The following is a 13885-nucleotide window of genomic DNA, read 5'->3' on the forward strand; positions in this document are numbered from 1 at the left end:
AGAAGCGACGGTGCGTTTCTTCTTCATCGGCATATCCATGACTTTTACCTCTCATAATATGCCTCGCCCACAGAATTGCGGATAGGTCCGTATGTGACATTTCTCAGCTGCCTACACGGCAGCAAACATATCGGCAACACCATCAGCGACGCGGGCTCGTTTCTCAGCTGCCTACACGGCAGCAAACTGCTCGTGATTTGCTGCATGTCGACGACGAGCTTTCTCAGCGGCCTACACGGCAGCAAACGCGTCCATCTCGCGAAGTTCAATGATCCCGCCTTCCTCAGCTGCCTACACGGCAGCATACGCGACGACCGAACTGAACACGCTTGTCGCAATTTTCTCAGCTGCCTACACGGCAGCAAACACGCCGGAGGCTGGTAACGTCGTCGTCGATATTTCTCGGCTGCCTGCGCGGCAGCAAACCGGGCGCGCGGTATCGCACCCGTGCCCATAAATTTCTCAGCTGCCTACGCGGCAGCAAACCTTTGGGCGCCTGGCGCCCTTTTTTTCGCCTTTTCTCAGCTGCCTACGCGGCAGCAAACCGGCGCGGTGCAAGACGTCGCGAATGCGATCTTTTCTCAGCTGCCTACACGGCAGCAAACAGCAGGGATTGAGCAAGCTAGCCGACATCGTCTTTCTCAGCTGCCTACACGGCAGCAAACCCTTGCGGATCAGCGACCGCGCGCGCTTGAACTTTCTCAGCTGCCTACGCGGCAGCAAACGAAACGGGCATGATCGGTGCGCCGGAGGCAACTTTCTCAGCTGCCTACACGGCAGCAAACTCGATCTCGCTGTCGTCGAGGATCTGCTGCGTTTTCTCAGCTGCCTACACGGCAGCAAACGCATCACGCCGCGTCGACAGCATGATCCGCACTTTCTCAGCTGCCTACACGGCAGCAAACTCAAACGTCAGAATAGAGGGCGTTGCGGATCATTTCTCAGCTGCCTACGCGGCAGCAAACCATCGCGGGCGCAGTGCCGGCTAACTTCTTCTTTTCTCAGCTGCCTACGCGGCAGCAAACCAGCTCTACGCCCACCCCATCGCATCCGCAGATTTCTCAGCTGCCTACGCGGCAGCAAACCACGTTAGCGACGCAGAGACGCAGTCCGCCGAGTTTTTCAGCTGCCTACGCGGCAGCAAACACATTCGCCGCGACCCACCCGGACGTCTTCAATTTCTCAGCTGCCTACACGGCAGCAAACAATCTTGCGCATCAAGAGCTACAGCGTCGTACTTTCTCAGCTGCCTACACGGCAGCAAACTCTTCAGTCATCTACTTCTCCTTCGTGTCGGTTTTCTCAGCTGCCTACACGGCAGCAAACGACGGCAATGCCAGCGCGGGCGCATGCTGCCATTTCTCAGCTGCCTACACGGCAGCAAACTATGTGGCAAGACGCCACAGGATTTTTTGGTTTTTCTCAGCTGCCTACACGGCAGCAAACATGACACCGAGGACGGACCCTACGCCTTATTCTTTCTCAGCTGCCTATACGGCAGCAAACGGTATCAGTCGATGTACTTCGGTTACGACAAATTTCTCAGCTGCCTACGCGGCAGCAAACACGGGGTGAAAGCCGGGGTGCCCTACCCGGTTTTTCTCAGCTGCCTACGCGGCAGCAAACATCGAGATCTTCGCAAGCGCGTTGCCGACAACTTTCTCAGCTGCCTACGCGGCAGCAAACCTCAGTACTCTGCGGCGAGCTCCTTTCGTGCGTTTCTCAGCTGCCTACGCGGCAGCAAACTATCCCATCGAAGAGGCGATGGAGCGCTTTGCTTTCTCAGCTGCCTACGCGGCAGCAAACTGCGCCTCGCGTTTTTCCTTTTTTTGCGTTTCTTTCTCAGCTGCCTACGCGGCAGCAAACGTAGATGACATTCGAGACGGTCCAGTGCGCGATTTCTCAGCTGCCTACGCGGCAGCAAACACAATAATTCGAACGCGGTCTGTCGCGTCTGCTTTCTCAGCTGCCTACGCGGCAGCAAACTCCGGTAATCGTAACGACTGTAATCCTCTCTTTTTCTCAGCTGCCTACGCGGCAGCAAACGAATCGAGAGAGCAATGGCTCTGCAAGACGTGTTTCTCAGCTGCACGCGGCAGCAAACGAACGCGGGTTTGTACCGCTGATTTTTGAGTATTTCTCAGCTGCCTACGCGGCAGCAAACTCTGGAGGCGTATGTCCGGACCACTTTCTGCCTTTCTCAGCTGCCTACGCGGCAGCAAACAAGGACTTCAACGGGATCCTCTATCTTTTGTCTTTCTCAGCTGCCTACGCGGTAGCAAACCGCCAGTCGCGAATCAAGCTCACGATGGTTAATTTCTCAGCTGCCTACGCAGCAGCAAACCTCCAGGCTAGTCACGTCTCCTCCTTCGTGTCTTTCTCAGCTGCCTACGCGGCAGCAAACGCGCCGAAGGGGAGGCGCCTGCTCCAGATGATTTTCTCAGCTACCTACGCGGCAGCAAACGAAAGCAGGGCGATCTCTTTATTCGCTTTCGCCTTTCTCAGCTACCTACACGGCAGCAAACCAGCTGAAGATCGCAGCTCGCAATATTTCTTGTTTCTCAGCTACCTACACGGCAGCAAACATGAGCGACGGGGCACTCTGGGGAACGATAATATTTCTCAGCTGCCTACGCGGCAGCAAACTCGTCTTCAACCCCGTCTCCCTTTGCGCCGAATTTCTCAGCTGCCTACGCGGCAGCAAACGGTGCGGTCAGCTCGGCTGCATGCAGCTCGGCTTTCTCAGCTGCCTACGCGGCAGCAAACAACCCATTTCGGCGCTTACCGCGTCGGCGTTCTTTCTCAGCTGCCTACGCGGCAGCAAACGCTCGATCTTCGCGATGCACTGATCGCGCGATATTTCTCAGCTGCCTACGCGGCAGCAAACGACGTCGAACTCACCTTCGAAACGCGTCAACATTTCTCAGCTGCCTACGCGGCAGCAAACGTGGCGCGCTTAGGGAATGGCGACTTGCGACCTTTCTCAGCTGCCTACGCGGCAGCAAACATCACGCTCGTGCAAGGCAATGTTGGCGGTACTTTCTCAGCTGCCTACGCGGCAGCAAACATGCTTGCAAGTGTCGGCGTCCTTGGCTTTGTTTTCTCAGCTGCCTACACGGCAGCAAACGTTCGATGCGCTGCTCACATTCGACGCCGATCATTTCTCAGCTGCCTACACGGCAGCAAACCTCAGCGATGCGCTCTTCGAGAACCAGCGCCTTTTCTCAGCTGCCTACGCGGCAGCAAACTGCATGCGGATGAAGCCTGATCGCGTGTTGTTTTTCTCAGCTGCCTACGCGGCAGCAAACGTCAGGCATCGAAGCCGAGTTGTTCGGCAGATTTTCTCAGCTGCCTACGCGGCAGCAAACGGCGGCACGGCCAAGCAGTTCACAAGCACGGCGTTTCTCATCTGCCTACGCGGCAGCAAACCCCGTAATCCATATCGTGCCCCGCATCTGTACTTTCTCAGCTGCCTACGCGGCAGCAAACTCGGCGGCGACTGACGTGCCGCACGCGTCTGCGTTTCTCAGCTGCCTACGCGGCAGCAAACATCTGCGTGACCTCTCACTGGATGGCGTGAACTTTCTCAGCTGCCTACGCGGCAGCAAACCGTTGCCTACGGCTTCCTTGCCTTTCGAATCTTTTCTCAGCTGCCTACGCGGCAGCAAACCGTTCATTGTGTCGAACTTCGTGACGTGGTCATTTCTCAGCTGCCTACGCGGCAGCAAACTAATTCAGTTCCCGTTCAGCGCGGCGTCGCGCTTTCTCAGCTGCCTACGCGGCAGCAAATGCGCCCGCAAACCCTCGCCCGGCGGGCCTGAGTTTCTCAGCTGCCTACGCGGCAGCAAACCGACCACAACGCCCTTGATCGTCACGGGCTTCTTTCTCAGCTGCCTACGCGGCAGCAAACCGCCAGGGCAGGAGATTCCGCCAACAGGCACTTTTCTCAGCTGCCTACGCGGCAGCAAACGGTCGCTCAGTTGATGCTGCCAGGGGCCAAGCTTTCTCAGCTGCCTACGCGGCAGCAAACAATCCTGTTTCTTCTGTCTGCGGTGGCGCGCTTTTCTCAGCTGCCTACGCGGCAGCAAACACGAAGCTAGCGACTCCGCGGCAATTTTCGGCTTTCTCAGCTGCCTACGCGGCAGCAAACGTGTCGCGCTGATCGCGGCGCGTTGATCGATTTTTCTCAGCTGCCTACGCGGCAGCAAACACCATCCCGAGAGCGAGATCGTGTCATCGCCTTTTCTCAGCTGCCTACGCGGCAGCAAACCCTTGCTTCGAGCCTGTGGAGCGAAAAGATTCTTTCTCAGCTGCCTACGCGGCAGCAAACTAGCCGACTCAAACGCCATCCTCTTGATTACTCAACAAAAGACACCGTTCTCGCCGAACCAACCCAAATTCTCCCTATATCGCTAATTCATTGATTTCCCAATCAACAAACCAGCGCTCCAAAAAAAGGGTTTAGAACCACGGGACAGTTGCTCCGCAACTCAACCCATAACTATTAAACGTCCCCGGCACGCTCGCAGCCACCTCGCCCTTTTGATCGACAAACAAACAAAACGGCTGCCCTGTACTCGCGCTACGTAAATGCACGTAAGGCAAATCAGGCCGACGCTCGACCGTGTCCGGAATCGCCGCAGCGGCCTGCGCTTCGGTCTCGCCCTTACGTCGCATTCGACGCCGACGCATCCGCTCGACATTGGTTTTAAACTGACGCCGTTGTATGACGCGATGCATCGCCCCCGACGGAACGCGCATAACGTCCGTCAGCTTCACATGATCCCGCATACCCTGCATCCAACCGCGTGCCATCAGCTCCTGCAATCGCGATTCGTCGCCATGCAGGCGCAACACGTCGCCCAGAAAACGCGGGCTCAAACTGTATTGCGGAAAGCTAATCCCGATGTCGTCCGCACGAAACTCCACCAACGCGCGATGCAGTTTCGCCACCAAAGCGCCAAGCAGATGGACACGGCTAAACTCCGGATCGGGCCGTAACGTGATGTCGATATAGTGACTCGTCATGGCCGTCAGTTCGCATCGCCAAAAACACCGCCGCGAATCAGAACGGCCATGACGAAGTGCTGCTGCTCGACCGCCGGCATCTTGTCCTTGAGCAACCAGTCATCGAGGAGGTTGTAGAAGTCTTGCGTCGGCTTCAGCTTCGGATGGCGATACGCCGTGCCCTGAGTCGTGACCGACCCATAAGGCTCGACCGCAATCGGGCCAGATTCCAGCGCGTTCTCATACCAAGTATCAATCGTTCGCAAGGCATTGCCGATTTTTTGCGAGTGAATAGCCGCGACGTTCTCCACGTGATAAAGCGTCTTGCTCTTTTCCGTCTTCTCCAGAATCAGCTCTTGAGACGGGAATACTTCCTGACCAAAGCCAAGACGCACATACGCGGTCACGCGCAGAAGCACATGGGTTCTACCCGCAAGCCCGTCGGCAATAAGTCCGCCTAGCGCCGTCACATTCGAATCGAATTGATCCATCGTGCGCAAGCCAAGCGACAACGCATCGAACGTGAGCTTCTGTACGCACTCGCCGTTCTTTTGACGCGATACTTCGACCGCCACGCTTTCCGCACCTATACGGTTACGCCAAAGGAAGCGTCCGTTTGCCAGATTCGCGGCGTAGCGATTAGCCAGCTCAGTAAAGTCATGCTTGGCGACATAATCATTCACCACGTTTTGAAGCCGCACTCGATACGCTGCGTTATTACAAGCCGAAGGCATGCCCGTGCCCGACAGAACGCGCAACGAGAAAGTGACTCGGAGCGTGTCGGCATCGGCCGGCAGCGTGGCAACGTCCACGGTCTGCAGGTTTGCATGATTGACGGCTGCATCCAATTTGGCTGCATCACCGCCCTTTGCCTTGAGCCGATTCGAAATCGTCCCACGAACCGATTTCACGCGGATACGAACTGGCGACCATTTCGATCCGTTGTCGCGTTCATCCCAACGGCCAGAGTGGAAGACCGCATCGGACGGATCCAGCTTACGTTCAAAAGCGAGGACAGAAGCAGTAGCAATTTTCTCAGACATCTTTTTATATATTCCTAATCAAGATAAAAACAAAAGACACCACGACGAACGCGAAAGGTCGCTGCGGTCAATCAAATTCGTATTCGTCGTCATCGTCCAACTCGGTATCGGAGCGATCGTGTACGTAACCGCTACGACAGCGATACAAGCCGAACTCCGTATTGGTTTCCGCTCGCCATAACAAATCATCCAGACTATTCAGCCGATGCGGGCTGATCCACTGACCGATTGAATACACCGTCTCTACGAATACGCAGGGAATGGACGGATCGCGCACGTTTTCGACGCTGCCCGCCGGATACGGTTTAGTGAGCGCGGCGTAGCCCACGGGTATTGGCACGGTCCAGCCTTCGCCCTTTTGTCTGTCGGGATCGGCCCAACGCACGCGCTTGGGTGCGGTGGACGATGCAGCGTCATCGGCCGCTTCTTTTTCCGGCATGGGCTGATAATTGAATCGAGCAGCGTGCAGCCAGGCATCGATCAAGCTGGCGTCAGGGTGCTTTTCGCGCAACGCGTCGTGGCGGTTCTTCAAAATATCGTCGCGGCCGATAAGCGCGTAGCCCGGAAGCCACTGACGGCGCCATCGGGCGAAATCGCGCGACCGTTTGTCGTGGCTATCCGCGAGCTCGGCCATCCAGGGTTTGGTCCGCCGTCCGGGCATGGGACCGACCGGCAGCAACGTTCCGCCAGCGACTCGCATGCGCGACACGATCTCTCCAACTTTATCGGCCCATTCGGCATATTGCTTTTCATGGTCCAGTATCGATGAAGCGATAGCGTCGTCGATTGAAACCTGAAACACCAATGTGATGTGCAGGTGCATTCGTCCTTCTTCGACGATCGCGCGCGGCTTGCCATCACTCTTCACGGGATTCCGCGTTAGACGGAACTTCTTGATGTAGTCATCCGTCACCAGCTCGTCGTATCGATGACAGATCACGCCAACCTGTTGCAGTCTCAGCGGAATGCCGTCAGCGGTGAGCTTGCGTTGCAAAGCCCACATCAGTCCGGTGAATGCAGTGATGGACGGAAAGCCGTGCGTGAATGCGCCAGAAATGGCGTTGGCATTTTGTACCTGTAGATGAGGTAACACGAGCAACGCCCTGGCGGCGTCAGGCATAGTAATGTGCTTCATGCTCGATCATGCCCCTGTATCAGTTCGCCATGCGCTTTTCGAAGGAATGTCTTGCTCAGCACATTGAGCCGATCGCGCAATTCGGGAACGTGTTCTTCCCATATCGTTGCCTCGTCTTGCAATCTTCCGCGCCACTCGCGAGCCTCGTCAGACCCAACGTCGAGCAACTTTTCCTGCAACTCGCTATTGATCCAGTTTGCGAAGCGACTGCCAATCTTTTCCGACCAGTTCGTGTTCAGCCAGCGGTCACGAAAGTCTGCCTCCTCCGGAATCTCCGCGCGTAGCGGATCTAGCCAAAGCTGTTCCTCTTCGACGAGCTTTTCGAACGCTGTGTCCCTCGTCCAGCCTGCTGGCTGGAGCAAAAGTTCTCCAGCGTAGACGACGAGTTCATCGACGATTCTGTCCCACAGCCGATCTGTACGATCCCGGAACCGCATGTTGCCAGGACGGCCGCTCAACAAGTGCTCTTGAAATCGGCGAACGGCGGCACGCACCGAGCGACGCGCGGCGAGGGTTCGTTCAAAGACTGATGTTGTGTGCGCAGGGAGGTAGTTTCCTTTGCCTTTCCAAATTGGCGGTAATGAAGACAACAGATAGTTTTTGCCTCCGCGTTCGCTAGTGCATATCGAGATGTTTTGCGGCTTGGTGCCGCCTAATTCCTGCACGGCCAGATCGTGATATTCACGATCGACACCATCGTGCGGTAAGCCCTCGCGACGCGCCCGACGCGCCAACTTGTTGGCTTCGCCGAAACGAGCGTCTTGCACATCCTCGTACACGCGTTGAGCCAGCGAGGTTGGATACAGCGGCGCGATCAGATGATATTGAGCATCGTCGTTGGCGTCGTCGCCTATAAGCCAATACAAATGCTTGGCGCAAACGTGAGAACTCGCTCCGCCTTCGCGCTCGGCTGTGAGACCTATAAAAGCGTCGCGCAAAATGCTGGCTTTGACCAGATCGTCATTGAGAGCGTCCAAGGCTTGCCTATCGTTGGCGATAAGCGCCTCAAGCAGACTTATCCCGCCGACCTCCAGCTTCAGAAGCTTGTACACATCAAGCGCGGCCGCGTTGCCCGTCACGTCCATGTCGAAGCGATTGCCCAGTGCGTGGCTGCCGAATACATCGAGCGTAGACAAACTGGACGGCTTCACAAAAAGGCTAGTGCCTCGCGCTTCAGAGTGGATGGGCTTCAGTGAGTGAGTGACGGCCTGTATTTGCACGACGCGCTTCGCCGCGCTCTCGATCCAAGGACCGCGTTGATGCTCGGCGATCAGTTCTGCTCGCTTCGCATCGTCGAGGGGAAGCTTGTCGAGTTTGGCTTGGAGACGGTCATGCAAGAAGGCGTCGATTGCTGCGCGGTAGCAGCTGTGTGCCTCCGGCGCATTCTTATCCGACATAGGTGTTCCTCATTTCGATTGCCAAATTAAAGAGAGCTTGATTTCAAGTGTCAAACACTGGAAGTTGAGCCTCGCATGCCAACGCTTTCTCGTCGCCATCAATGAAATGCCTTATGTTGAGGTTTTGCAGATTCTTTGGCAGACGATTGCATGGAGTCAGCTCGAATACTGCTACAAGATAAACTTAACTTTTTTATCTTTCTTTACGACATACGCATTCCTAAAAATACGTCGCTTAATGGATGGCCAGTTCCGAAGGCGAGAAATTGGCATCGAGGAACGTCAGCATTTGACACGCCGATTCTAAGGTGTAAGTAAGGACTTTAGAAGCACTTAGGCGACTTGAAAAATCTTAAAATGAGGGAACCGACGTGATATCGTTTAGTTTCCTTGCCGAACAGGTAGCTGAGAAGGATTCAACGGTTTAAGTAATTGCAACGTCCTGCCGAACAGGCAGCAAAGCCTCACTCCTCCCTAAACCCCAGCACCGAGTGAAACCACCACCCATTCTGCGATTCATGCAAGCTAACCGTAGCAACCCTCTCCGCGCTAGCCAACGCGCTCTGTCCATGCGCGTCCGCCCATTGCCGTAATAGGTCCATCAATTCGACATGACACCACGAACCAATCCCCGGGCCGACTAACTCGGAATCAGCTATCTGCTTGAACTTGTGGTGAATATCGACATACGGCGCATTGCCTCGCTCCCGCCGACCGATAACCCGATGCAACCGCAACTCATCCTCGTCCTCCGAAGGCAGCAACGCGATATCTTCGCGTCGCAGTGGATCATGACGAAAGCGCTGCATCTGCGGCAGCACACCCGTCAACCAGATTCGAACGCGCTCGTCGTCCGTGGCGTGCCAATGCCGCGTGGCATCGTGCGATATGCGCGTACGGGACATGCTGCTCGCATCGCGCGGCCGCATCGTGTCACGCATTCGGCCATGCTCCAGGTCGATCAGGCTCTTGGAAGGCTTCAACTTGTCGGCGCGACAAATACGCGGCCGAGCATCGATCGGCCACGAATGACTGCCTTCAGGCAGCGGTAACAGCTCGCTCAAGAAGTGCGTTTGCAAATTGAAGAAATAGGCCGATTCGCCCGACTCCCGAGAAACGCCGCCTGACATCTCGAACCCCGGCTTGCTGAACACCGCGTCCAGCTTCTGATTACGTCGCTCGAAGTACCGAAGATTCGTGTCGAGCACAGCGATATTCGCCCGCGCCACCGCCCCCGCCCGATGCCGCCGCACGCGCCCCCCGCAAGCTGGATCAGCGAACGGATCGACGACGGTTCGGCAATTGCCCAGTCAGCGTCCCAATCGCGCCCGACCTCGCACACCGGCGACGCCAGCACGATAAACAGATGATCTTCCTCAGGATGCGCATCGAGCAGCGCGCGCACCGATGGATGCCGCAACGCAGGATTCCCGCCGCTTCCCTGCGCCCGACGATCGAACGCCGAATCCAGTTGCTGTTCGATATGCGATCGCGCGAGCAACGCAAACTGCGAGTGATACACGCACAAGTGAACACGCACACCGGATGCTGGCGCGCCTTGCCGATACATCGCCCGGGCAACATCGAACAACGGCTTGATATTGGCCATTCGGATAAGGCCAAAACTCACGCGCTTGCCGGTCGTTGCATCGACATCGTGATTCTGCTCATCCTGATGCAAGCTCCACGCAGACTGCAAAACGAGTGCCGCAAACGCATCGCGACGATCCCGCTCCTGCATGGTTCGCCATGTTTGCAGCGGAAGCGCGATCAACTGCGCGCGTCGTCGCACTTCGGCTTCGGCGAGTTGCGCCGAGCGTTTGCGCACGAAGGCATCGTGCGCTTGAGCGAACGTCTCGCCATCGGCACAATCGGCATGAGATTGCGCGAATTCATCCACCCAAAGACACGCCACGCGCGGCAACTCGGCCGGCCTCTCTCCGCGATTGCGTTGGTGATGACTTCGACCGTCCAAATAAGCCAGAAATAATCCATGAACGAGATCGGGCGGCAACGTCGCCGAAGACAGCAAGACCCGAGCGCCAAGCATTCCGGCCCAATGCACGAGCCGGGTCAGCGCCGGAAGATCGGCCATGTCGAAATCGTCGGGTTCGTCGAGCACCAGATCGCTCGTCATTAGGCGCAGCATCGGTGCAATCTGGCGTCCGCCTCGCAAGCTCTCGGTCGCGGGCGTCAAATGATCGACGGTGCAAACGAGCATTGGCGCGGCGATCAGGGAACGCACCTTCGGGTCGTCGGTAAGTCGCTGCAGCAGCGGATGATGATCGTTGCCCTCGAAAAGCACCTGCCCGTCTTCATTGAGCAGTGCCTGGGACGATGCAGATCCGGTGGCTTCTGCTCGAGCTTCCCAGTAATCGAACAAGGCTCGACTGGCGATGCCACCCACCTTGATCGCCAGGTGCTCGTCGTTCAAACCGAGGTCGCGCTGATAACTTCGGCCCGTCTGAAGCGTAAGCGTTCGCAGACCAATTGCAAACGCACAGCGCATGCCGAGTTTCGGGTCCGCCAGCGCATTCATGATCCGCGCGTTGCCCAGGGTCTTGCCGCAGCCCGTCGATGCCATATCGACCACGAACGCACCATGCGCGGCCGCGCGCGTCCGAATACCGGCCGCAAGATCCGCCGCTTTGTCCTGCCATTGGAACCGCGCATTCGTATTACGCTTCTTGAGGCCGCGATGATTTTGCAGCGCGGGAAGACTGCGCGCAAGCGTCGGCAAGGAACGCGTCACCAGCGATGCATGGGCCTGTACGCCCAGCAAATGTTCGTCGAGCGTCTGATTGAAGCGCGCCTCTTGCGACGGTCCATCGCCCGGCTGTCGACGCGTGTTCGCATACAGCGGATAACCTGGATTGCGATAGCGCTTGCGACGATCATCGTCCTCTATGCTGGAATAGTGATGATCGGCGAGCATCAGACACAGCCGCGAGACATGCATGACGAATGGATCGTCGAGCGTGGCAGCAGCGAGCGTCAGGCGGTGCAACTCCAAAAGTTTGCCCGCGTACCGCGCGGCCTGTTTGCGCCAGTGCGACGTTGCCACCGGCAAGCCGTGTTTGAAACGCCAATGCGCATCGAGCGTGGCGCGGCCGACCACCTCGCGAGGCTGGTTCCAGTCGGCATCGACTTGACGGAGCAAGTCGACTAGACGAGACCGGTTGATATCGTCCGGGTATGCGCCAAAGTGCCGCCACTTGCGACACTGGTCATCGACATCGTCGGCGACGCTGCCATGTGTCATCTCCACAGGCCAGCATGGCAATCTGTGATGCGTCAGTATCAGCCAGGCAACGGTTTGCGCCAGCGGCGGCAGCGTCGCAAAGGGCTTGCAATCCTGGGCACTCAGTTCATCCAGTTCGTCGCGCAGCAAGCCGTCGAGCCATTGCGCCTGAAATGTCTTCGGATCGATGTCTTCGTCGGCGCAACATGAGAGGCGGCTTAACCAGTCGGCATCGTCGCGCGTATCGCCGACAAAGGCCTGAAACAAGCGTACCGATACCCATTCGTGACGATAATGGTTAGTCTCGTGCACGCCGGGCTTACGCAACTTGTCTTGAAATGCTTGTGTGGCCTTGCCGAGATCATGCAGCAGCGCGGCCAACGCGCTCAGCGCCGAGATCAGGGGAAGCCGGTGCCACGTTGTTTCATCGTCGGCGCGAAGGATGTCGCTTGTGGTCGTGTTGGTCGGCACGGCGCCTTCCGTATTGAACTGCCGCGCGTCGCCGACTATCCACATCAGTTCACTGTGATCGCGCCCGCGTATCCAGTGACATGCGATGGCCGTGTTTTTTCTGGCGCTTTGCCGCAGCAGTTTGCGTACCGTATCGAGACCCGCCTGGGTGATGGGCGTCTGCCAGGTGCGGTCGCCGCGGCGTTCGGCGAATTGATCGAGAATGCGCCGGGTTTCGGTAAGCGCGCGCTTCGAGCATTGCGAGACGAACAGGACGTTCATGAGCGTGCATCCGATGTCTGCATGCCATGTGGAGTTTCGAGCGCAATGGTCTTGAGCGTGTCGATGATGAAGTCCAGCGACTCGTCGCGCGTCAGCGCCTCGATGCAGTTGCGGCGAAACGCTTGCTCGTCGTCGCCGCGCATGGCAGACAGGAACGCTTGCGGGAGGATGACGGCGTCTTTCACGAGATCGGCTGCATCGAACACCAGACCGCCGCGCCGTGTCTTGCCATGGAGGATGGCCAGACCGTGAGGCAGGCCCAACACCCAGGTGGCTGTCGCGCCGAGACCATAGGCCAGATAGTTACCGTGATCGAGGAACCGGTTAGCGGGATCGGTGCCGCTGCCGCGCTTACCACGTGTGAAATCGCCGTAGCCGACTGCATCGACCGCGAGCTTGAACAGGGCTTTCGTGAGACGTGCTTCGATGAGCAGTAACGCGGCGGAATCGGCGGCATCGGCAATCTGTCTGCCGAATTGCTTCACCAGCGCTTCAAAACGCTCGATGTCGACTGCGAATCCGGCCTCGCGTAACGCGCGCGCGGTCCACGCGTGCCGAAGTCGCGCGAGACGGCTCGTTTGCAAGTGTCGGGCGGCGTGAGAGCGGGCGCCGTCGTCGAACCAGAAGCGCACCCAAGCTTGCAGATATTCCGTCGGCCGATATTCGCTTTGCGGCGACATCCAGGCGATTTCGATATCGATTTCGCTGGCGCTGAAGAGCGGTGTGCCACCACCGCCGCAGAAGCCCACGAGCACGCCTGCTTTGGCGAGTTCGCGCATCGCGGCTTGCGTGATGGACGTGCCGGTGCCGAGCAGGATGCTGGTCGTGTTCGCGATAGGGATGTTCCAGTAGAGGTTTCTTTTGCCGGCATCGGTGACGTACTCGACGCGGCCGCCATTTACCAGGACGCGGCAGTGTTCGAGGTAGTAGAGGTTGGCGCGTTTGGAATGGAGGATGGTTTTTAGATCGGTGGGTTTAATGTGATCCATTTCTTTGATTTTTTTATTGGCTTCTTTGCTTCTGGGGAGGCTTGAGGTCGAATGCTTTTTGTGGACGTGGTGTCGGTGTGTTTATTTTAAGGTTTGCGTCATCTCGGAAACCTGGCGATCAACGCTGGCGGATTGCATTGCGCTGGAAGGGGGTGTGTTTTGGGGATCGGAGTTGTCGAGCGACGGGATCTGTTGTTTCTGGCTGCCTATGCGGCGGCAAATAGCAGGGCTCAATGTTCGTGACCGGCCGTAAGTTTTCTCAGCTGAGCGCCGCCCGATTTCGTGATCAGATTGCCGCGCTCGTCGTAGTCGTAGCTCGTCGAGTCCAATTCCCTCAGTAC

7 protein-coding genes and 2 CRISPR repeat arrays are annotated in these 13885 nt (G+C 57.4%); all 7 genes read right to left on the bottom strand.

The genetic code is table 11. The annotated features are described in order from the left end of the window. The first annotated feature begins 99 nt into the window (after positions 1-99). Positions 100-2047: direct repeats of the CRISPR family, unit length 28 nt; unit sequence TTTCTCAGCTGCCTACGCGGCAGCAAAC. 89 nt (positions 2048-2136) lie between these two features. After that, a CRISPR array of direct repeats spans positions 2137-4330; the repeat unit is 28 nt; unit sequence TTTCTCAGCTGCCTACGCGGCAGCAAAC. 131 nt (positions 4331-4461) lie between these two features. Beyond that, positions 4462-5028, bottom strand: a complete 567-nt coding sequence (gene cas6f / locus NCT04_RS33870) for a type I-F CRISPR-associated endoribonuclease Cas6/Csy4 (protein ID WP_250470187.1) — start codon at positions 5026-5028, stop codon at positions 4462-4464. Positions 5029-5033: 5 nt separating this feature from the next. After that, on the bottom strand, positions 5034-6050 hold the full coding sequence (csy3, locus tag NCT04_RS33875) for a type I-F CRISPR-associated protein Csy3 (protein WP_250470189.1): 1017 nt from the start codon (positions 6048-6050) through the stop codon (positions 5034-5036). A 67-nt stretch (positions 6051-6117) separates the two neighbouring features. Further along, the gene (csy2, locus tag NCT04_RS33880) at positions 6118-7185 is read right to left on the bottom strand and encodes a type I-F CRISPR-associated protein Csy2 (RefSeq protein WP_250470191.1); all 1068 of its coding nucleotides are present in this window, start codon (positions 7183-7185) and stop codon (positions 6118-6120) included. Continuing rightward, positions 7182-8582 (bottom strand): type I-F CRISPR-associated protein Csy1, encoded by a 1401-nt coding sequence (gene csy1 / locus NCT04_RS33885; protein ID WP_250470193.1) that lies wholly within the window; start codon positions 8580-8582, stop codon positions 7182-7184. Before csy1 ends, csy2 begins: the two co-directional genes overlap by 4 nt. A gap of 464 nt (positions 8583-9046) precedes the next feature. Continuing rightward, a complete protein-coding gene (locus NCT04_RS33890; protein ID WP_250470195.1) occupies positions 9047-9646 on the bottom strand; it encodes a hypothetical protein in 600 nt (199 codons plus the stop codon). Beyond that, entirely contained in the window at positions 9643-12555 is a 2913-nt protein-coding gene (gene cas3f, locus NCT04_RS33895) for a type I-F CRISPR-associated helicase Cas3f (protein WP_250470196.1), read from the bottom strand. The genes NCT04_RS33890 and cas3f overlap by 4 nt, the downstream gene beginning before the upstream one ends. Beyond that, entirely contained in the window at positions 12552-13544 is a 993-nt protein-coding gene (cas1f, locus tag NCT04_RS33900; protein WP_250470197.1) for a type I-F CRISPR-associated endonuclease Cas1f, read from the bottom strand. Before cas1f ends, cas3f begins: the two co-directional genes overlap by 4 nt. Between the last annotated feature and the right edge of the window lie 341 nt (positions 13545-13885).

The organism is Caballeronia sp. GAFFF2 (assembly GCF_023631485.1).
In the GTDB taxonomy this organism is placed as follows: Bacteria; Pseudomonadota; Gammaproteobacteria; order Burkholderiales; family Burkholderiaceae; genus Caballeronia.